The sequence below is a fragment of the Desulfosalsimonas sp. genome (genome assembly GCF_046483245.1).
GTDB lineage: Bacteria > Desulfobacterota > Desulfobacteria > Desulfobacterales > Desulfosalsimonadaceae > Desulfosalsimonas.
Map to the genome: position 1 here is coordinate 46,816 of NZ_JAWODO010000010.1, position 21,327 is coordinate 68,142.

The 21,327-nt window shown below is 53.1% G+C and carries 16 protein-coding genes; 11 read left to right on the forward strand and 5 right to left on the reverse strand.

Features of this window, described 5'->3' with window-relative positions:
* Nucleotides 1-206 precede the first annotated feature (206 nt).
* From R6U41_RS01580 to R6U41_RS01590, 3 genes are all read right to left on the reverse strand, one after another.
* Nucleotides 207-1,868, reverse strand: a complete 1,662-nt coding sequence (locus tag R6U41_RS01580) for a response regulator (RefSeq protein WP_410268077.1) — start codon at nucleotides 1,866-1,868, stop codon at nucleotides 207-209.
* Nucleotides 1,869-2,249: 381 nt separating this feature from the next.
* Complete coding sequence (locus R6U41_RS01585) at nucleotides 2,250-3,668, reverse strand: sigma-54-dependent transcriptional regulator (protein ID WP_410268078.1); 1,419 nt, start codon at nucleotides 3,666-3,668, stop codon at nucleotides 2,250-2,252.
* A complete protein-coding gene (locus R6U41_RS01590) occupies nucleotides 3,665-5,098 on the reverse strand; it encodes an ATP-binding protein (RefSeq protein WP_410268079.1) in 1,434 nt (477 codons plus the stop codon). The genes R6U41_RS01585 and R6U41_RS01590 overlap by 4 nt, the downstream gene beginning before the upstream one ends.
* 436 nt (nucleotides 5,099-5,534) lie before the next feature.
* Between R6U41_RS01590 and R6U41_RS01595 the strand changes: the two genes are divergently transcribed.
* The 11 genes from R6U41_RS01595 to R6U41_RS01645 all read left to right on the forward strand — a co-directional run bounded on the left by R6U41_RS01595 (nucleotide 5,535) and on the right by R6U41_RS01645 (nucleotide 16,986).
* Entirely contained in the window at nucleotides 5,535-5,921 is a 387-nt protein-coding gene (locus tag R6U41_RS01595; RefSeq protein WP_410268080.1) for an FAD-dependent oxidoreductase, read from the forward strand.
* A 52-nt stretch (nucleotides 5,922-5,973) separates the two neighbouring features.
* Complete coding sequence (locus R6U41_RS01600; protein ID WP_410268081.1) at nucleotides 5,974-6,456, forward strand: NAD(P)H-dependent oxidoreductase subunit E; 483 nt, start codon at nucleotides 5,974-5,976, stop codon at nucleotides 6,454-6,456.
* A gap of 30 nt (nucleotides 6,457-6,486) precedes the next feature.
* Nucleotides 6,487-8,340 carry an NADH-ubiquinone oxidoreductase-F iron-sulfur binding region domain-containing protein gene (locus tag R6U41_RS01605; RefSeq protein ID WP_410268082.1) on the forward strand — a complete coding sequence of 618 codons (1,854 nt, stop codon included), beginning with the start codon at nucleotides 6,487-6,489 and terminating at the stop codon, nucleotides 8,338-8,340.
* A gap of 24 nt (nucleotides 8,341-8,364) precedes the next feature.
* Nucleotides 8,365-11,619, forward strand: a complete 3,255-nt coding sequence (locus R6U41_RS01610) for an FAD-dependent oxidoreductase (RefSeq protein WP_410268083.1) — start codon at nucleotides 8,365-8,367, stop codon at nucleotides 11,617-11,619.
* A gap of 69 nt (nucleotides 11,620-11,688) precedes the next feature.
* The gene (locus R6U41_RS01615; RefSeq protein WP_410268084.1) at nucleotides 11,689-12,123 is read left to right on the forward strand and encodes a hydrogenase iron-sulfur subunit; all 435 of its coding nucleotides are present in this window, start codon (nucleotides 11,689-11,691) and stop codon (nucleotides 12,121-12,123) included.
* A 2-nt stretch (nucleotides 12,124-12,125) separates the two neighbouring features.
* On the forward strand, nucleotides 12,126-13,085 hold the full coding sequence (locus R6U41_RS01620) for a 4Fe-4S ferredoxin (RefSeq protein WP_410268085.1): 960 nt from the start codon (nucleotides 12,126-12,128) through the stop codon (nucleotides 13,083-13,085).
* A gap of 42 nt (nucleotides 13,086-13,127) precedes the next feature.
* Nucleotides 13,128-14,207, forward strand: coding sequence for a 4Fe-4S dicluster domain-containing protein (locus R6U41_RS01625; protein WP_410268086.1), 1,080 nt, complete (start codon nucleotides 13,128-13,130; stop codon nucleotides 14,205-14,207).
* Between the two features lie 15 nt (nucleotides 14,208-14,222).
* Nucleotides 14,223-15,068 (forward strand): FAD/NAD(P)-binding protein, encoded by an 846-nt coding sequence (locus tag R6U41_RS01630; RefSeq protein ID WP_410268087.1) that lies wholly within the window; start codon nucleotides 14,223-14,225, stop codon nucleotides 15,066-15,068.
* 147 nt (nucleotides 15,069-15,215) lie between these two features.
* Nucleotides 15,216-15,533: a TusE/DsrC/DsvC family sulfur relay protein gene (locus tag R6U41_RS01635; protein ID WP_181551072.1), complete on the forward strand. Its 318-nt coding sequence runs from the start codon at nucleotides 15,216-15,218 to the stop codon at nucleotides 15,531-15,533.
* Between the two features lie 139 nt (nucleotides 15,534-15,672).
* Nucleotides 15,673-16,134: an AsnC family transcriptional regulator gene (locus R6U41_RS01640; protein WP_410268088.1), complete on the forward strand. Its 462-nt coding sequence runs from the start codon at nucleotides 15,673-15,675 to the stop codon at nucleotides 16,132-16,134.
* Between the two features lie 12 nt (nucleotides 16,135-16,146).
* Nucleotides 16,147-16,986: a nitrilase-related carbon-nitrogen hydrolase gene (locus R6U41_RS01645; protein ID WP_410268089.1), complete on the forward strand. Its 840-nt coding sequence runs from the start codon at nucleotides 16,147-16,149 to the stop codon at nucleotides 16,984-16,986.
* A 7-nt stretch (nucleotides 16,987-16,993) separates the two neighbouring features.
* Here R6U41_RS01645 and R6U41_RS01650 read toward each other — a convergent pair whose 3' ends face one another.
* Both R6U41_RS01650 and nifJ read right to left on the reverse strand, forming a co-directional pair.
* A complete protein-coding gene (locus tag R6U41_RS01650; RefSeq protein WP_410268090.1) occupies nucleotides 16,994-17,623 on the reverse strand; it encodes a YkgJ family cysteine cluster protein in 630 nt (209 codons plus the stop codon).
* 121 nt (nucleotides 17,624-17,744) lie between these two features.
* Nucleotides 17,745-21,308 carry a pyruvate:ferredoxin (flavodoxin) oxidoreductase gene (nifJ, locus tag R6U41_RS01655; protein WP_410268091.1) on the reverse strand — a complete coding sequence of 1,188 codons (3,564 nt, stop codon included), beginning with the start codon at nucleotides 21,306-21,308 and terminating at the stop codon, nucleotides 17,745-17,747.
* Nucleotides 21,309-21,327: the final 19 nt, after the last annotated feature.

Sequence of the window (21,327 nt, forward strand, 5' to 3'; positions counted from 1 at the left end):
TCCAATATCTGCGTTACGCGCAATTTCTCAGAATTTCACGTACGGCTAAGTACGCTGCATTCTTCGAAATTGCGCAAGCCTTGATCTTGAACTTTTTACGGCACCATCTGAAATCAGACTTTTACGGTGCCATCAGGAATAACACCTGAAAAAGTCCCCGGTATCCGGTATAAACCCGGGATACCGGGGATGGTTTGATTCGTTTATCAGGCAGCCAGGCTGATGGCGGCCTCTGCGGTTTTGCGAAGCTCCTCGGGTGTAAAGGGCTTGTGCAGGTAATCGTAAATGCCCAGGCGCGCACTTTCCTTTGCGCTTTCAATGCTGGCATAGCCTGTGATAATGATCACCTTCGCGTCTGGCTGCTTTTGCCTTACCGCCTCGAGCAGTTCCAGGCCCTTGACCCCCGGAATTTTCAGGTCAAGCAGTACCAGGTCATAGGCGCCGGCCTCAAGCTGATCCAGGGCTTCATCCCGGGTGACAGCCTGTTTTACGGCATAGCCCTTTTTTGCCAGTATTTTCTTGACGTTTTTGGAAATATAGGGCTCATCATCAATGACCAGGACATTTTCCCCCGGTGCCTGAGCGGGAAACGCAATCACATCGGCATCGGATGGAACCTTGTTTTCTTCCATCATGGCCTGGACCCGCGCCTTTAGCTCCTCATAAGGCGGCACGGCATAGCCGTTGCGGTCCACGTTAGCGGCATATTCAGCTCCGGTCAGGGCAGCGACTTCCTCATAGTCAAAGGGCATGTCCACGCCGATCAGGGTTTTGGTTGCCGGGCCCCTGGACTTCTTTGCGGCCTTGCCCTTTTTCCCCTTTTTCTGGGGACATTCCTGGGTTTTCAGACCGGCCTTGCAGGTCTTGCCCAGCTTTTTGAAGATATCGCATACCATTTGTCCCATTTCGCAGTAATTTTCCGACTTTTTGACTTCCACCACCGGCATGTCGGAACTGCCCAGGGACTTGGTATATTCTTCACCGGTATATCTGGAAACCTCATCCATGTCAAAGGGCTGCTCCGAGCCGGTCCGGGCCTGTTTGCGGCCGGTGGTTTCAGCCATCTGCGCCTTTAACTGCTCATAGGGCATAAAGGCGATTTCACCGGAGTGCAGATTGCTGACATACTCCGGACCGGTCAGGGCTGCGACCTCATCATAGTTAAACGGCATGTCAATGCCCACGAGCTTTTTCACGGACGGGGCCTTGCCGGTTTTGGCGGATTTTGCCTTTTTTCCCTTTTTCTGGGGGCATTCCTGGGTTTTCAGGCCGGCCTTGCAGGTCTTGCCCAGCTTTTTGAAGATATCGCATACCATCTGCCCCATTTCACAGTAACTTTCCGGTTTTTTGACTTCCACCACCGGCCTGTCTGAACGGCTCAGGGTATTGACATAATCCTCTCCGGTATATTTGGCCACCTCGTCTGCGTCAAAAGGCATATCCAGGTCGATCACGTTGATCTGTTGCTTTACCTCCTCGGGAGTCGGCGCTTCGGCAAGCCTTTCAGAAGCCGCCAGATTGATTGTTTCCCGAAGTTCATCCGGGGTAAACGGCTTGGTGATGTAGTCCAGGGCCCCGAGCTGGATTGCCTTGACAGCCGTGTCCGTGGAGCCGTAGGCGGTCATGATCAGGGCCTTGGTCAGGGGCCATTCGGTTTTGACCTGCTTTAACAACTCCAGGCCGTTCATCCCGGGCATGACCATGTCAGAGAGCATCAGGGCAAACGGTTCTTTGGACAGCTTCTCCAGGGCCTCCTGACCACTCTGGGCCAGTTCCACTTCATAATCGTTTTTGGCCAGGATTTTTTTCACATTGTCACAAATGTGTTTTTCATCGTCCACCACAAGGACTTTTTGTTTTCCGGTCATGGCAGCCTCCTTTTGCGCCGGGTTTGCCGGCGGGTTATAAAAGAATCAATGTCAATGCGTTGTTTGTTTTCAAACTTTTGATTACAGAAATGCAGGTTGCATGCCAAAAACCCAAACATATTATAACATATTGAATTATAATATAAATTTTTAAAACCAAAATCATTTTATCCGGGAGAACTGAAGCTGTTGTGCATACACGTAAAACCCGGCCTGAAAAGGGACAACAAAAAGGTCAAATACAGGTAAAGCTATCATTGGTGCGCCTCAGCCCGGTGCAAACAACAACAGGCTGCTCAAGCAAATGCGGGCAAAACAAGATGTATAAGAAAAATATGCAGGTGTATAATGGCCAGCAGCAACCCGAATACCGGACAGAAGCTATCCGGAAGAAGGTCTGATGCCGTATTTCTTCATCAGGTTCTGGAAATTGGGCCGCTGCATCCCGGTCTGGCGGGCTGCCCGGGAAATGTTCCAGTCGTTTTGCTCCAGGGCATTGAGCAAAAAATTTTTCTCCACCTTGGCCACGGCCTTCTGGCGGATTTCCTTTTTGATCCGGATCAGTTCCGCATTGGTCTCGGGCACGCATTCCATGAGGCGCTCAATGTCATCAATATCACTGAGATGGGGCAGGTCCTGAATGGTGATGGTATCGGTTTCACACATAATCACCGCGCGTTCAATGACATTGCGCAGCTGCCGGACATTTCCCGGCCAGTGGTAGTTTAAAAGGCGGCTGGCGGCTTCCGGGTCAAGTCCGGAAATGGATTTTCCCCGCTGGTTGTTGAGCTGGCCCAGAAAATGATAGGCAATGGGCAGGATATCGCTTTTGCGCTCCCGCAATGGAGGCAGGTAAATGGGGTAAACAAAAATCCGGTAATAAAAATCCTCACGAAACGATTTCTCCGCCACCATCTGGTTTAACTCACGGTTGGTGGCAAAAATCAGCCGCACATCCACCCGGCGTCGGGCGGTATCACCCAGGGGCAGAAACTCCCGGGTATCTAAAAACCGAAGCAGCTTGCCCTGGATATCCGGTGTGGTGTTGCTGATTTCATCAAGAAACACAGTGCCGCCGTCAGCCAGCTCAAAGATGCCGGATTTGTCTTTTTTCGCGTCTGTAAAAGCGCCTTTGCGGTATCCGAAAAGTTCGCTTTCCAGGAGATTCCCGCTTAGGGTGCCGCAGTCCACCCCGAAAAAAACCTTGTCATGCCGGCCGCTGTTGGCATGGATAGCCCGGGCCACAAGCTCCTTTCCAGTGCCGCTTTCGCCCGAGAGCAAAACCGTGGCATCGGTATCGGCCACCTTCTGAATCATGCTGATGACTTTGCGGATCTGCGGGCTGCTGCCAATGAGCTGGTGGGACAGCCTGGGCATGTGCGGATAGGGTTCCTGCATCAGCCGGCGGTTCTGCCGGACAATCTTTTGCTGCTCCACGGCGTCTGCCACCACCTGCCGCAGTTCATCCGGGGTAAAGGGCTTGGGCAGGTAGTCAAAGGCACCGGTTTTCATCAGTTCCACCGCCGAAGAAACGCTGGCATAACCGGTGATCACAATGACCATGGTTTCCGGATGGTTCTCCCGAAGCCACTTTAACACCTCCGGGCCCCCGATGCGGCCCATTTTCACGTCCGTGATCACCACATCATAGCTTTTCTCAGCCAGCTTTTCCAGGGCACTGCGCCCGTCTAGCACGTACTCGGTCTCATAGGCCTGCTTTGACAGAATTTTCCGGCAGTTTCGGCAAATATGCATCTCATCGTCAACAATGAGTATCCGGGGCGCTTTTTGCTCGTTCATTCTTCGGAAACCCCTTTCACCGGCAGCGTAACGGTAAACCGGGTGCCGCTGCCGGGCCTGCTGGCAACCTCGATGTTGCCGCCGTGCTGCTCCACAATGCTGTGAGCGATGGAAAGCCCTAGTCCGGTGCCGATTTCACGGGTGGTGAAAAACGGATCAAATATTTTTTCCAGATCCTGTTTTTCAATACCCTTGCCTGTATCCGTGACATGGATGGCAATTGTATCTGCTGCCGGGTCATAACCCGTGGAAAGCATAATGCGTCCCCCGGCCCCGGTGGCTTCCACCGCATTGAGCGTCAGGTTGATCAGCAGCTGCTGGATTTGTTCCTTGTCCACATAAATCCGGGGCAAATCATCGGGCAGATCCGACTCAATGGTGATATCATTGAACTCTGCCTGTTTTTTGGTCAGGTAGATGCTTTCCCGGATAATGGCATTGATGTCCTGGAGCTTTTGCATGGGCTTGGTCTGGCGGGCAAAATCCAGCAGGCTTTGCACGATCTTCCGGCACCGCTGAGCTTCGCTGGAAATGATCCGGAGTTCTTCATGCATCTCATCTTTCGGATCCAGATCTTCCTGAAGCATCATGGCGGAAGTCATGATGGTGGTCAACGGATTGTTGATTTCATGGGCAATACCGGCTGACAGCCGGCCGATGGACATCAGCTTTTCCTGCTGCATCTGGGCTTTTTGAACTTTGATCTCCGGGGTGATATCGCGCAGGATTTCAATAACACCGATGATTTCCTCGTCATTGTTTAAGGGATAGCAGGAGATGGCATAATAAATCTCGTTGTTGTCCTGATCCAGGTGAACATGGGTGGTCATGCAGGGTTCGTTTTTCTTATACACCTCCGCCAGGGGACAGGGATGATTTTTCCCGCTGCAGGGCTGATCCAGGTGATGGCCCACCTGATAGCAGAACCGGCCGATCACGTCCTGGCTGGTTCTGCCCAGCTTTTTCATCATGGCCTCGTTCATGTCCACGACCCGGTAATCCTTGTCAATGACCATGGCTTCTTCCTGGATGAACTGGTTCATCAGGACTTCATAGACATTCTGCTTGTGGCCGGTCAGCAGGTCCGCCCCGTTGACCTTTTTGCAGGCATCATCGATTTCCCAGAACAGCAGTGCCGTGGTATGGGCCAGGGTGTGCACGTGCTTTTTCTTCTTGCGCAAAATATCATTATAAATCTCAAGATCGCCGGTGAGTTCAATGATCAGGTCAATATCGTTGCGCTCAAAAAGGGTGTTGTAATCGGATGTGACATACAGCCCCCTTTCAGCGGCACGGATCAGCCCCGGGGCATTTTCGTTGATATCCGCCACGGCCACGACATTGAGATCAATCATCTGAAAGGAATTTTCTTTCAGAAAATTCAGCAGATATAAACCACGAGTGCCGCCTCCCACAATGGCTACGTTCATGTTACATCTCCTTGGGAAATAGGGGGTGAAAGCCAAAAGCACGGACAATCCATTGGTGATGCTCTATACATAACAGGTTTCATTGAAATTTCAAACCACACGAAAAGCGGGCCAAGCACCCGCAGCCCGATCCGACGGGCAAGCTCCGTGAAACAGAGAAAAGCCCTTTCTGATTGATCTTTTCTGAAAAACAACAAAACCGAAATCAGCATATGTGCAAAATCCCGGGTTTGAAAAAATGCCAAAACAGACTTTCTGCACGGCTGAAAAGCTGTTATTGACAGGAATCATTGCACAAAATTTCATTGACAAGATTTCAAATTACAGATATCAGAAGGACTTAATTTGCAAATTCATTTCGGAGATCGTTAAAAGATACCGGAAAACTTTTCTGTTTTTGATTCTTATCCAAACCTTATGTTTGCTGGAGAAGATTATGACACAAGAAACAATCGGATCCGTACTGGTGGTCGGCGGCGGCATCTCGGGAATGCAGACCGCCCTGGACCTGGCTGATTCCGGATATTACGTCTACCTTCTGGAAAAAAGCCCCTCCATCGGAGGGGTTATGTCCCAACTGGACAAGACCTTTCCCACAAACGACTGTGCAATGTGAATTATCTCGCCCAAACTGGTCGAGGTCGGCCGGCACTTGAACATCGAGCTAATCACATATGCGGATCTGGAATCCGTTGAAGGCAAACCCGGAAATTTCAAAGTCAAGGTCAAAAAGCGGGCCCGGAGCATTAACATGGATCTGTGCACCGGATGCGGCGCCTGTGTTGAAAACTGCCCGGTTTCCCAGACCATCGCTGCAAACTAAAGTTTCTGCAACCGCTCTACCATATTAAACGGCAAAAAAGGATTTCCCTGCCATGGCATACAACAACGACATCGATTGGGAAAAAATAGACGACATCATTAATGCATACAACAGCGACAAAGAATCGCTGCTCATGATCCTGCAGGATATAAACGAGCTGTATAATTACGTCCCGCCTGACACAATTCCGGTCCTGGCCCAAAAGCTCAATGTGCCAAAAAGCCTGATTTACAGTGTGGCCACCTTTTATAAGACCATCAGCCTCGAACCCCGCGGAAAATACATCATCAACGTCTGTACCGGAACCGCCTGCCATGTCCGGGGAGCGGAAAAAATCATTGATGCCGTACAGGACAATCTCCAAATCGATACCGGACAAACAACCCAGGACGGCCTGTTTACCCTGGAAACCGTTCGCTGTCTGGGCTGCTGTGCCGCCGGACCGGTTTTTACGGTAAACAAGAACATGCACGGCGGCCTGGATCGATCAAGTGCGTTAAACATAATTGATGACTATAAGAAAAATGCCTCTTAACGGCATTGGTCACGGAGGTTGAACTCAGCCATGGTTAAATTTGAAAATAAAGAGGCACTGGAATCCTATATTCAAGAGCTCCAGGCAAAAGCCCAGAGCCCTGACAAGGGCCTGATCTCCCTGTGCTCCGGGCCCGGATGCATCATCCACAACAGTGATAAAATCCGTGATACGCTCACGGAAGAAATGAAAAAACACGGAATTGCCGATAAATACGAAATCCGGCTGACCGGGTGCCACGGATACTGCGAGCAGGGGCCCATCATGGTCATTGATCCGGGCGGTATTTTCTATCCCAAGGTCGAACTGGAAAACATCCCGGAGATTGTTGAAAAAACCCTGGTCAACAATGAGCCGGCTGAAAAACTGCTTTTTAAGAACCCGGCAACCAAGAAACGGGTTGTCAGGGAAGAAGACGTCCCGTTTTACAAGCTGCAGACCCGTTCGATTTTCGGCAAGAACCGCCTGATTGATCCCAACAGCATTGACAGCTACCTGGCTGTGGGCGGCTACCAGAGCCTGGCAAAAGCCCTGTTTGAAATGAAGCCCAAGGAGATCATCGCAGAGATCAAAAGCGCCAACCTGCGGGGACGCGGCGGCGGCGGTTTTCCGGCGGCCATCAAGTGGGACTCCTGCAGCAGGCATAAAGGGCCCAAATACGTGATCTGCAATGCAGATGAAGGCGATCCCGGCGCATACATGGACCGCGGACTGCTGGAAGGCAATCCGCATCTGATCATCGAGGGTATGCTCATCGGCGCCTTTGCCATGGGTTCACATGAAGGATACGTCTATGTCCGCCACGAGTATCCCCTGGCCGTGGCCAACCTTGCCAAAGCCATTGACCATGCAAAGCAATGCGGGCTGCTTGGCGAAGACATCCTGGGATCCGGCTTTGATTTTGACCTCCACATCAGCAAGGGCGGGGGCGCTTTTGTCTGCGGCGAATCCACTGCCCTGATGGCATCTCTGGAAGGCAAGCCCGGTCGTCCCCGGGCCAAGTATATTCACACGTCCGAAAAGGGGTTCCGCGACAGCCCCTCGAATTTAAACAATGTGGAAACCTGGGCCAATGTGCCCTTAATCATTGACAAGGGCGCCCAGTGGTACGCCTCCATGGGAACTGACTACAGCAAGGGGACCAAGATTTTCTCCCTTGTGGGCAAGGTGGTCAACACAGGTCTTGTGGAAGTGCCCATGGGAACGACCCTACGCAAAATCATTTTTGATATCGGCGGCGGCATTCCCAAAAAGAAACAATTCAAGGCCGTGCAGACCGGCGGCCCGTCCGGCGGCTGCATTCCGGAACAATTTCTTGACACCCCGGTGGATTTTGATGAACTGACAAAGCTCGGCTCCATCATGGGGTCCGGGGGCATGATCGTCATGGACCAGGACACCTGTATGGTGGACGTGGCCCGCTACTTCATCGAATTTCTCATTGACGAATCCTGCGGCCAGTGCAATCCCTGCCGGGAGGGGCTCAAGCAGATGATGGCGGTGTTGACCCGCATTTGCGAAGGAAACGGAAAAAAGGGCGATATCGAGCTGCTTGAAGAACTCGGGACCATGATGCAGAAATTTTCCCTCTGCGGCCTGGGCACATCCGCCCCCAACCCGGTGCTGACAACGATTTTGTATTTCCGGGATGAATATGAAGCCCATATTTATGACAAAAAATGCCCGGCCGGGGTCTGCAAGCCCTTGTTTCACTATGAAATCGATGAAGAAGCCTGTACGGGATGTACCTTGTGCGCCAAAAAGTGTCCGCAGGAGGCCATTTCCGGGGAAAAGAAAGAACCCCACGAAATCGACCAGGAAAAATGCATTAAGTGCGGCATTTGCTACGACATTTGTAAATTTGACGCCGTTGCCATTCGATAACTTATGACAAGGATTTAACCAGATATGATTACTTTCAAGCTGAACGGTCAGACGGTTCAAGGCGAGGAAGGCCAATATATTATCCAGGTAGCCGAGAACCATGGGGTCTACATCCCCACGCTCTGCGCCCACAAAGCCCTTGAGCCCGCTGGCATGTGCCGACTCTGTACGGTGGAACTCTTTGACGGCCGCAGGACCAAATTTGTTACAGCCTGCAACTATCCCATCTGGGAAGGCATGGAGGTCCAGACAGACACGGAAACCGTGCATGAAGGGCGCAAGCTTATCGTTGAAATGCTCATGGCAAGGTGCGCCGACGTGCCGGTGATCCGGGAACTGGCCGAGAAATACGGAATTGAAAAGCCCAGATTCGAGCAGGAGCACGAAACCTGCATTCTTTGCGGACTGTGTACCCGGATCTGTGAAAGAATGGGCAACAGCGCCATTACCCTTACTGATCGGGGGTTGGATTTAAAGGTCGACACCCCGTTTCACGTGCAAACCGATATCTGCCAGGCCTGCGGTGCCTGCGCATTTATGTGCCCCACCGGCCATATCACCCTGGATAAAATCAATGAGCTGATCACCGCCAACAAGCCGCAAATCATCAAATCCGAATACGATGTGGGACTCAGGGGGCGCAAACCCATCTACGTGCCCTATCCCCAGGCTGTGCCCAATACCCCGGTCATTGACCGGGATGTGTGCATGCACTTTAAGACCGGCGGCTGCAAGATTTGCTCGGATATCTGTCCGGTCAACGCCATTGACCATTCCATGGAGGACGAAACCATTGAGCTCGAAGTGGGCTCTGTTATCCTGGCGCCCGGGTTTGAGCCGTTTGATCCGTCCACTCTGGATTTTTACAATTACGATCATCCCAACGTTATCACCTCCATGGAAATGGAGCGGATGCTGTCGGCATCCGGGCCCACGGGCGGCCACCTGATCCGCCTGTCAGACCACCAGGAGCCCAAAAAAATCGCCTGGCTTCAATGCGTGGGCTCCAGGGACATGAACCGGTGCGACAATGCCTATTGTTCATCGGTTTGCTGCATGTATGCCATCAAAGAGGCGGTTATCGCCAAGGAGCATGCCGGCGACGCCCTGGACTGCTCGATTTTCTACATGGACATGCGCACCCCGGGCAAGGACTTTGAAAAGTTCTATGAAAGCGCCAGAAACAACAGCGGGGTCAACTTCGTACGCAGCCGGGTGCATACCATCAACCCGCTTGCCGATTCAGACGAACTCGAACTGCGATATGTCTCGGATAATGGCGAAATCCTGACTGACAAATTCGACCTGGTGGTGCTTTCCATTGGTCTGCAGATTCCGCCCGAACTCGTGGAGATGTCCAGGAACCTGGGAATCGAACTTTCGCCGGGCAATTTCTGTGAAACCAATACCTTTACCCCGGTGGCCACCTCCAGGGAGGGCATATTTGCCTGCGGCGCCTTCCAGGGGCCCAAGGACATTCCCCAGTCGGTCATTGATTCCAGTGCCGCAGCCTCTGCAGCCGCTGAAATCCTGTCCGATTCCCGCAATACGCGAACCAAGGAAAAAGAAATTGTCCCGGAACGCAACGTGGGCGGGGAACGGCCCAAAATCGGCGTGTTTGTCTGCCGGTGCGGCATCAACATCGCCGGTGTTGTGGATGTCCCGGCAGTGGTGGAATACGCCAGTACCCTGCCCTTTGTGGAATATGTGGATGACAACCTGTTTTCCTGCTCCCAGGACACCCAGGAAAACATGGCCGCGATTATCGAGGAAAAAGGGCTAAACCGCATCGTGGTGGCCGCCTGCACCCCCAAGACCCACGAGCCCCTGTTCCAGGAAACCCTGACCGATGCCGGGCTCAATAAATACCTTTTTGAAATGACCAATATCCGCAACCAGGATTCCTGGGTGCACAAAAACAACCCGGCTCTGGCCACGGAAAAGGCCCGGGACTTGGTGCGCATGGCCGTGGCCAAGGTTGCCCGGATGGAGCCGTTAAAGGAATCCGAGCTATCGGTCAACCCGGCCGCAATGGTTGTGGGTGGCGGCATTGCCGGCATGGCAGCCGCCAAAAGCCTGGCTGACCAGGGAATTGAAACCCATCTGGTGGAACAAACCGACCATCTCGGGGGCCAGGCGGTAAACCTCTATCACACAGCCAAGGGAGAATCTGTTGCCGAAAACCTGGAAAATCTCATTTCCCAGGTCAAGGGCCATGAAAAAATCAACCTTCACTTAAATACCCGGATTCAGAACGTGGATGGTTTTGTGGGCAATTTCAAAACCATCATGCTTGAAAACGACCAGGAAGTTGAACTCGAGCACGGGGCCGCCGTGCTTGCCACGGGCGCTTCCCCCTATGAGCCCACGGAATACGCCTATGGTCAGGATCAAAGGATTGTTACCAGCCTGGAACTGGACAAAAAGTTCCAAAAGGAGGATCCGGGCCTTGAAAAAATCAACAGCGCAGCTTTTATCCAATGCGTTGGATCAAGGGAACCGGGCCGCATGTACTGCTCCCGGGTCTGCTGCACCCATTCCATTGAAAACGCCATTGAGCTCAAAAAGCGCAATCCGGAAATGAACGTCTATATCCTGTACCGGGATATCCGCACCTACGGAGAAAAGGAATACCTCTACAAGCAGGCGCGCCAGCAGGGCGTGATTTTCATCCGCTATTCCCTGGAGGACAAGCCGTCTGTCGAGGTCAAAGATGACAGCATTGCCATTACCGTCACTGACCACATCTTAAACCGGCCGGTTGAGCTCAACGTGGACCTGCTCACCCTGGCCACGGCCATTGTCCCGTGCAAGGATGAAAAACTGGCCAACTTCTTTAAGGTGCCCATGAATGAAGACGGATTTTTCATCGAGCGCCACGCCAAGCTGGGTCCTGCGGAATTTGCCACAGACGGCGTGTTTCTCTGCGGCATGGCCCATTACCCAAAGCCGATCGACGAATCCATTGCCCAGGCAAAGGCAGCCGTGGCCAGGGCCATCACACTGCTGTCCCGGCAATATATTTACAGCAGCGGCACCATTGCCGAAGTGGATCCGGTCAATTGCGCGGCATGTGGTGTTTGCGTAGCCATCTGCCCGTATTCGGCCCCGTCTTTTGCCGAAGAGGGCCGATTTGCCGGCAAGGCGCAAATCAATCCGGCACTTTGCAAGGGCTGCGGGCTCTGCGTGGCCTCATGCCGCTCAGGTGCCATTCATCTCAAGGGATTTGACACGGACCAGATCATGTACCAAATCTTTGAAATGGACGAAGCAGTATAAAAATATAGTTGATATCAACCCTTCCGGCGGCCTGCGGGCCGCTGGTGCGCAATCAGGAGATCAATGCATATGGCTGACAAGGAACCGAAAATCTTAAGTTTTCTATGCAACTGGTGCAGCTATGGCGCAGCCGACCTGGCAGGCGTCAGCCGGATGGAATATCCGAGCAACATCCGCGTAATCCGCATCCCCTGCACCGGCCGCATGAGCCCGAAATTCATTCTGGCCGCCCTGCGCCAGGGCGCTGATGCGGTCTGGGTATCCGGGTGACATCCGGGTGAATGCCATTACCTGGAAGGTAATTACTACGCACGAAGAAAATTCGCCCTCATGAAAAACCTGCTGGAGCACATGGGGATTGAACCCGAACGGCTGCATTTTTCCTGGATTTCCTCGGCAGAGTCCACCAAGTTCGTGGATGTGGCCACCAAGGTCACAGAATCGGTCAAATCCCTGGAAAACAAGGAAAAGAAATTTGTTAAAACCAAACCGAAGGTTGCATAGCAATGAAATCGTATACAGATAAAATCAAGGAGATCGCAAAACGCCTTCTCAAGGAAGACAAGGTTGACATGGTCATCGGCTATCGAAAGGGCACTGTTCCGCTGATGCATCAGCCCTTTTTCGCCACCAGTGAGGGCGAAGTCGACAGCTTTGTATGGGACAGCAATTGCGGACTCAATCTGGCCAACTATATTACGGACCGCAAAGAGCGCATCGGCATTGTGGCCACCGGCTGCAACTCCCGAAACATCGCTGTCCATGTCGTTGAAGGCAAGATCCAACGCGATCAGCTCTATATCATCGGTGTTCCCTGCCAGGGCATGGTGGATCGCCACAAACTGGCAGCCATGGCAGACGGAAACATTGCCTCTGTGGAGGAAGATGAAGACAAGGGCACCATTACGATTTCCGGCCAGGGATTTTCAAAAAGTGTAGACAAAGCAGAGGTTCTCCAGGAAAACTGCTCCATCTGCGTGCACAGAAACCCGGTGCTCTACGATGAACTAGTGGCCGATGAAGTCACTGAGCAAACCCGGGAGCAGGCCGATCCCTATGCCCGCGTCCGGGAAATCGAGGCCATGAGCCCGGATGAAAAATGGGCCCATTTTGACGACCTGCTGTCGGACTGCATCCGCTGCTACGCATGCCGCAATGCATGCCCCCTGTGTTACTGCCCCCAATGCTTTGTGGATGAGTCCAACCCCCAGTGGGTGGGCAAAAGCGTCGATCCCACAGACATTCGCACATTTCACCTTCTGCGGGCCTATCACTGCGCAGGGCGTTGCACGGATTGCGGCGCATGCGTCCGATCCTGCCCGGTGGGTATCAATGTCCGGGACTTTACCAAAAAACTGGAAAAAGACTGCCTGGAGCTCTACGGATGGGAAGCCGGTCTGAATACCCAACAGCGGCCACCCCTGGATACCTACAAACCCGAGGATCCGGAAGATTTCATCAAGTAAATACCGGGCAACCAATCATAAACGTTGACAAGGGCGATTATCATGAAAGTCATCAAGATTGACAAAAACGAATGGGCAAGCGGACTGGAAAAACTCCGCAGCGCCTACGAACTGATCGGGCCGGTCAAGGAAAAGTTCTATCATGCATTCCAGCCCCTGGAATCCGGCCAGCAGCCTGATATGGATTATATCAACACACGGGTTTCTCCGAAATACGTTATATATCCACAGTCCGAGCTGATCCTCGAGTGTTCCTTAAACGAAAACGACGAGGATTACAAAATCTATAAGGAACCGGAAAAAAAGTATACGCCAAAAGCCATCCTCGGCATCCGGCCCTGTGACGCGGATTCTTTCTCCCTGGTCCGACGCAATTTCGACACGGAGGAATACAAAGACCCCTACTGGCTGCGGGCCTATGAGTCCACCACCTTTGTCGGGCTTGCATGTGACCAGCCATGTCCCACCTGCTTTTGCAGCAGCGCCGGTTCAGGCCCTTACAGCGACAGCAACCTTGATATTCTCCTGGCAAACAACGGAGATCACTACCTGGCCCGGGTGCTGACCGACAAGGGCGAGAAACTGGCTGCAGCTGCCGGATGGAGCCAGGAGGCCGGCGATGAGGCGGATCAGCAGATTGAGCAAAAGAAACAGGAAGCTGAATCGGCCATCCAGTCCAGGGTGAATACCGACAAACTTGCTTCTCAGTCCCTGCTGGATCTCTACGAGGCCACAGATGCCATCTGGGAAAAAGAGGCCTTTTCCTGCATCAACTGCGGCACCTGCACTTTTGTCTGTCCCACCTGCTGGTGCTTTGATGTCCAGGACGAGGTTTCCGGAAAAAAGGGCTATCGCATCCGCAACTGGGACTCGTGCATGTATCCGCTCTTTACCTTGCACGCATCCGGTCACAATCCGCGGGGCACCAAGGTGGACCGCCTTCGCCAGCGATTTATGCACAAGCTGAAATATTATGTGGACAAATACGAAAACGGGATCCAGTGCACCGGCTGCGGCCGCTGTGTTCAGCTGTGCCCGGTCAATATCGATATCCGCAGGATCTGCAACATGTTAAACAGCTATGATCCCGAATCCTGCACCTGCGAAGTAACGGCGTCTTAGCAAAGGGGGGTAGAAGTGGTCAATCCATATATTCCATACCCGGTTCGCATTGATGAAATCAAAACCGAAACCGAGGATAAAAGTTTAAAAACCTTTAAGTTCGTCTTTATCAATCCGGAAGACGAGGAAAAATTCGCCTACCGGGCCGGCCAGTTTGCCGAGCTTAGCATTCCCGGCCTGGGCGAAATTCCCATCGGCATTGCCTCCTCTCCGGTTGAAAAAGGATTTGTGAAATTCACGGTTTTTAAAACCGGTAAGGTCACATCCTACCTGCACTCCATGAAAGAAGGCGACATCATGGGTATCCGGGGTCCCCTGGGCAACTGGTATCCCTGGGACCTGCTGGAAGGCAAAAACGTTGTGATCATCGGCGGAGGATTTGCCTTTACCACCCTTCGCTCCTCCATCATTTACATGCTGGATCCGGAAAACCGAAAAAAATTCAAGGACATCCATGTGATCTACGGAGCACGCTCCCCGGGGATGCTGCTTTACAAGGAAGAACTCGAGCAATGGGCCGCCCGGGATGACCTGAACATGCACATTACCGTAGACAGCACCGATGACCCGGAATGGAAGCACCACACGGGATTTGTGCCCACAATCACCGAACAGGAGGCCCCTGCTGGAACCGAGGACACGTATGCCATTGTCTGCGGGCCGCCTGTGATGATCAAATTCACCCAGCCGGTTCTCGACAAGCTTGGGTATACCGACGACCGGATCATCATGTCCCTTGAAAACCGTATGAAATGCGGTATTGGCATGTGCGGGCGCTGCAACATCGGCAAGGAGTTTGTATGCAAGGACGGCCCGGTATTTACCCTGCGGCAGTTAAACCAGACGCCCAAGGAATATTGATCCGGCCTGCGCCCGGCAAAAGCGCGTTTATATTTTCATATTGACAACCTGATCAATATCGCATATATTTTTGATTTTCTAAGTATTATGATGAGAAGAACCGGCTAGAAATCTTTAGAATACAAACAATTAAAGGAGGGATATTACATGCCGACAGTTGAATTTGAAGGTCACAGCTTTAACGTAGATGAAGACGGGTTCATTGACAGCTTTGAAAGCTGGAACGAAACTTGGGTCAAATACGTCAAGCAGCAGGAAGGCATTGACGAGTTAAACGAGGAGCACTGGAAAGTCATCAACGTGCTGCAGGACTATTACAAGAAAAACGGTATCGCCCCCATGGTGCGCGTGCTGTCCAAGCTGACCGGTTTCAAGCTCAAGCACATCTACGAGCTGTTTCCGTCCGGCCCGGGCAAGGGCGCATGCAAGATGGCAGGCCTGCCGAAACCCACCGGCTGCGTATAAGCGCAGACGTACCCGGACTGCACAAGACAACGCATTTCCCTGTTTTGTGGTACATTTTTTTCACAAAAGCCCTGCTCCTGACGGTGCAGGGCTTTTGTTTTCATTCAGCTGATTCTCATTAAGCCATAAGCCATAAGCCATGGATGCATCATTGGACTCTGTTGACAAGACCCTGCTAAACCGTATTCAGTCGGATTTTCCCATTGATGCCCGCCCCTTTGCCCGGATTGCCGAAGAACTCGATCTTAGCGAACAAGAAGTCCTCAACCGGGTTCAGCGGCTGCGCCAAAATGATGTGATTCGGCGAATCGGCGGCAATTTTTCCCCGGAAAAGCTCGGATATGTCAGCACCTTGTGCGCATGCCGGGTACCGGAAAAGGATCTGGATCACTTCACGTCCATTGTCAACCGTTACCCCGGGGTCACCCACAACTACCTGCGCGATAATGCATTTAATGTCTGGTTTACCTTTATCGCGCCTTCGCGGGAAGATATCGAAGAAAATCTTGCGGAAATTTCAGAAAAAACCGGCATTTCCGAAATCCTTAACCTGCCGGCCACCCGGGTGTATAAAATCCGCGCCCATTTTAACATCAAGTAATTTCAAGATGCCATGGACCGTGATGTCCGAATAGCCCTTGTTTCCTGCAGGTCGGTAATCGGTGATACAGCCGGCAATCTCTGCCGAATGGAGCAATGGATCATTGGCGCCGGAAATCAGGGAGCCGACTTGGTATGTTTTCCGGAGCTGAACATCACCGGCTACCATGTACACCCGCCCATTGATATGGTGGCCGAACCCATAGATGGTCCGTGTTCAGCCCGCCTGACAGATCTGGCAGAAAAACACAATATTTCCATTCTGGCGGGTATGGCCGAAAGATCCGGCAACCGGATATATGCCGCACACCTGCTGGCACAGCCGGATTCAGGACGCTGCCGCGTTTATCGCAAACTTCACCTGGGGCCGCCGGAAAAAGAATTTTTTTCCCCGGCATCCAAAATCCCGCCATTGTTTGAAGCCTGCGGCCTGCGCATTGGGGTTCAGCTTTGCTATGATGCCCATTTCCCCCAACTTTCCACGCACATGGCGATCAACGGCGCAGATCTGCTGATCATCGCCCATGCCTCCCCCGGCAAGTCTTCCGAGGAAAAACTGGCCTCCTGGATGCGCCATCTGCCGGCACGGGCTTTTGACAATGGGGTTTATGTGGCGGCTGTCAATGCAGCCGGAGACAACGGATGCGGGCTGAACTTTCCGGCCGTGGCCCTGCTGATCAGCCCGGAGGGCACAATTCTGCAATCATATGCGGGTATGGAAGAACACATTCTGGTTGCCGACCTGTCTGCGGAAAAACTGCGCTGGGTACGCAAACATCCCATGAAATACTTTCTGCCCAACCGCCGGCCGGAAATTTACCAGAAGAAACAGAACGCCGGAAGCACAGAATAAATCCGGATCAGCGAAGCTTGATGCCGAACTGGGCAGGGATGGTCGTCTCCAGGCTGCGGCCGAAGATCAGATCCATCATCTGAGCACTCATTGCTGTTTTTTCCGCCACTACGTTTCGCATTTCAACATCGTAACGCACGGCTTCCAGAATCGCCTGCCCCGCCCTTTTGCTGTCACCGGTCTGGCGCTTGCGGCAAAGCTCATCCAGGTATGCATACCCGCATTTTTCCTCATGGGACTGAATTAAGTCCATAATCCAGTCAACCTGTCCGAAAACAGCGGCACGGTCGAGTCTGTCCACGTCATAAACCGCCTCTGCGGGCTGCGTGTCCCGGCAGTTCATTGCCCGGCATTCCAGGGGGCGAAAATCGTAGATGGTGCAGGCCTTTTGTTCGGGATCATAATACATGCAGGCCGCCGCCCCGTTTACGGACTTGACTTTGATGATTTCCTGGTCAGTGATCATCAGGCCGCCGTTTACATTGTCATGCACCAGCTCTCCCCGGCGGAGGGTAAACAGGTTTTCCGGGGCAATCTGCTTTTGCAGCACCAGTTCCAGATCTGCTCCATGAAGTGCGGGCCCGCCCTTTTCACAGCAGGTACCGCAGCGTATGCATTGGGTTTGCGAAGTATTCATAACCTTCAAATTTTGTCTTGAAACCGGATGAAAAAAGCACAAAGAGCACGAAGATCACACCGTTTTACAAAAACGGTGCAATGCTTCGTGCTCCTGCCAAAAGCTTAAAAGGAGCCGGCCCTTATTGGTTTTTGCCTTCGTCCTTTTGCTCTTTGCTGCTTTCGGCATCATCGCAGATGGATTTTGGATCCGCAATCAGCCTGAGCATTTCATACTTGCGGTTGGCTTCTTGTTCAATCTGCTGGCGAAGCTTCTTGGATTCCTCTGGAAAGGTTTTTTCCAGGGAAGCAAACCGGGTCTCACCGCCAAGAAATTCCTGCAGCGTGCCGTCGGGCGCCTTGGATTCAAGAACAAAGGGGTTTTTGCCCTCTTTTTCCAGCTCCGGATTAAAGCGGTACAAGGGCCAGTAACCGGTTTCCACGGCACGTTTCATTTCCTCCTGACTCTTGCCCATGCCCACGCGGATCCCCTGGTTGATACAGGGTGCATAGCAGATGATCAGCGAGGGGCCGTCATACTCGTCGGCTTCCTTAAAGGCCCGCATCAGCTGCTGCTTGTTGGCACCCATGGCCACCGAAGCAACATAAACATAGCCATAGGTCATGGCCATGCGGCCCAGGTCCTTTTTGCTCAGCTTCTTGCCGGACGCGGCAAACTTGGCCACCGCACCCGTGGGCGTGGCCTTGGAGGACTGGCCCCCGGTGTTGGAGTAAACCTCGGTGTCCATGACCAGAATATTGATATTCTCGCCTGAAGCCATCACATGGTCCAGACCGCCGTAGCCAATATCATAGGCCCAGCCGTCGCCGCCAAAGGCCCAGATGGATTTTTTGGTAAACACGTCGGCAAAATCATAAATGGATTGCAGCATGGGGCTTCTGTCCAAGCCGGCAAGCAATTGTTTCATCTGATCGCCATACTTGCGGGAGCCTTCCGCGCTGTTCATGTTTTCCAGCCACCCGCGCATGGCGTCTTTGAGTGCATTGGAAATGTCGGCCTCAAGGGCATCGCGAATCATATCCGCCAACCACCTGCGCCGCTGGTTGATGGCCAGGCCCATGCCATAGCCGAATTCCGCTGCATCCTCAAACAGGGAGTTGCCCCAAGTGGGACCGAATCCGTCCTTGTTGGTGCAATAAGGCACAGAGGGAGCCGATGCCCCCCAAATGGAACTGCAGCCTGTGGCATTGGCAATGATCATGCGCTCGCCAAACATCTGGGTCAGCACCTTGACATAGGGGGTTTCCCCGCAGCCGGCGCATGCGCCCGAGAACTCCAGCAGGGGCTGGCTGAACTGGCTGCCCTTTACGGTGTTGCGTTTGGTGAGATCATCTCGGATGGGAAGGGTCTCAAAATACTGCTCAAGGGGCACCTGCTTGGTGCTCTGGGTGTGAATGGGCTTCATGACAAGAGCCTTGGTCTTGGCCGGGCAGATATCGGCGCAGTTGCCGCATCCCTGACAATCCAGGGGATAAACCTGGATCCGGAACTTGTAGCCCTTGACCTCCTTGCCCACCGCGTCAATGGTCTCAAATCCCTCGGGGGCGTCCTTGAGTTCCTCGTCCGTGAAAAGTCCGGGACGAATAGCGGCATGGGGGCAGACAAAAGCGCACTGGTTGCACTGGATGCAGTTTTCGGCAATCCATTCCGGCACATTGATGGCAACGCCGCGTTTTTCATATTTGGTTGTGCCCACCGGAAAAATTCCGTCGGGTTCAAACACTGAAACCGGCAGTTTGTCGCCCTGCTGGATGGTCATGGGCCGCATGACATTTCTGATAAAATCCGGCTCATTGCTGGCCGCAACCGACGGCAGTCCCGCATCCTTCCAGGAATCGGGATAATCGATCTGCTCCAGATTGGACACGGACTGGTCAACAGCATCAATGTTCATCTGCACGACCTTTTCGCCCTTTTTGCCGTAGGTCTTGTGAATATCTTTCTTGAGAAAATCCACGGCCTCTTCAAAGGGCAAAACATTGGCCACCTTGAAAAAGGCCGTCTGCATGATCATGTTGATCCGGCCGCCGAGTCCGACTTTTTTGGCAATGGCAATGGCGTCAATGTTGTAGAACTTCAGCTTCTTTTCGGCAATGATGCGCTTCATTGAAGCCGGCAGCTGCTCTTCCATTTCCTCCCTTGACCAGGGGGAGTTGAGCAGAAAGGTTCCGCCGGGCTTGATGCCTTCGAGCACGTCGTAGATCTGCACGTAATTTGCCTTGTGACAGGCCACAAAATCCGCGGAATGCACCTGGTAGGTGGACTGGATGGGCTGAGGGGCAAACCGCAGGTGGGATACTGTCACACCGCCGGATTTCTTGGCGTCATAGGCAAAATAGCCCTGGGCAAACTTGTCGGTGTGATCGCCGATAATCTTGATGGCGCTCTTGTTTGCCCCCACAGTGCCGTCTGAGCCAAACCCCCAGAATTTGCACTGGATGGTGCCATCGGGCGCAGTGTCAAACTGTTCCTCCACCGCAAGAGAGCTGTGGGTCACATCGTCTTTGATACCCACGGTGAAATGATGCTTGGGCGCCAGGGCCTTCATGTTGTCAAAGACCGCCTTGGCCATGCCCGGGGTAAACTCCTTTGAGCCGAGCCCGTATCTGCCGGCATGAATCTCGGGGGATTCGCCGTATTCCATAAATGCCGTGCACACATCCAGATAAAGGGGATCGCCAATAGCGCCGGGCTCCTTGGTGCGGTCGAGCACCGTGATCTGCTCCACGGACCCGGGAAGCGCGGCCAGAAAATGCTCAATGGAAAACGGACGGTACAGGCGCACCTTGAGCAGCCCCACCCGTTCTCCCTGGTTGTTTAAATGATTGGTGACTTCCTCCAGGGTCTCGGTGCCCGATCCCATGGCCACCACAACCCGTTCGGCCTCGGGATGGCCCACGTAGTCAAACAGGTGATAACTCCGGCCGATTGCCTGGCTGACCTTTTCCATGGTGTCCATGACGATGGTGGGAATGGCCAGGTAATAGGGATTGCAGGCCTCCCGGTTTTGAAAGAAAATGTCCGGATTCTGTGCCGTGCCCCGGATGTTGGGGTGTTCCGGGTTCATGGAGCGGGCCCGGAACTCGCGTATGGCCTCGTAATTGACCAGATGCGCCATTTCCTCGTAATCCATGACCTCGATTTTCTGGATCTCGCTGGAAGTGCGGAACCCATCAAAAAAATGCAGAACCGGCACGCTAGCCTCAATGGCAGCCAGATGCGATATCAGGGCCATGTCCATGACCTCCTGGACCGATCCGGAAGCCAGCATGGCAAAACCGGCCTGGCGCACAGCCATCACGTCGCTATGGTCGCCAAAGATCGACAGGGCATGGCCGGCCACGGCCCGGGCTGTGACATGAAACACGCCCGGCAGCAGTTCCCCGGAAATCTTGTACATATTGGGGATCATCAAAAGCAGCCCCTGGGATGCGGTAAAAGTTGTGGTCAGCGATCCGGTTGCCAGGGCACCGTGGACCGCACCGGCCGCACCGGCTTCTGATTGCATTTCACGGACGTGCAGGCGCTGGCCGAAAATATTTTTCCTGCCTGCAGCCGCCCATTCATCAGCTGTTTCCCCCATTGATGTCGACGGCGTGATCGGATAGATCGCCGCCACCTCGCTTAAGGCATAGGCCACATGCACGGCGGCCGTGTTTCCGTCGATGGTTTGCATTTTCGCCATGATTTACTTGCTCCTTGGA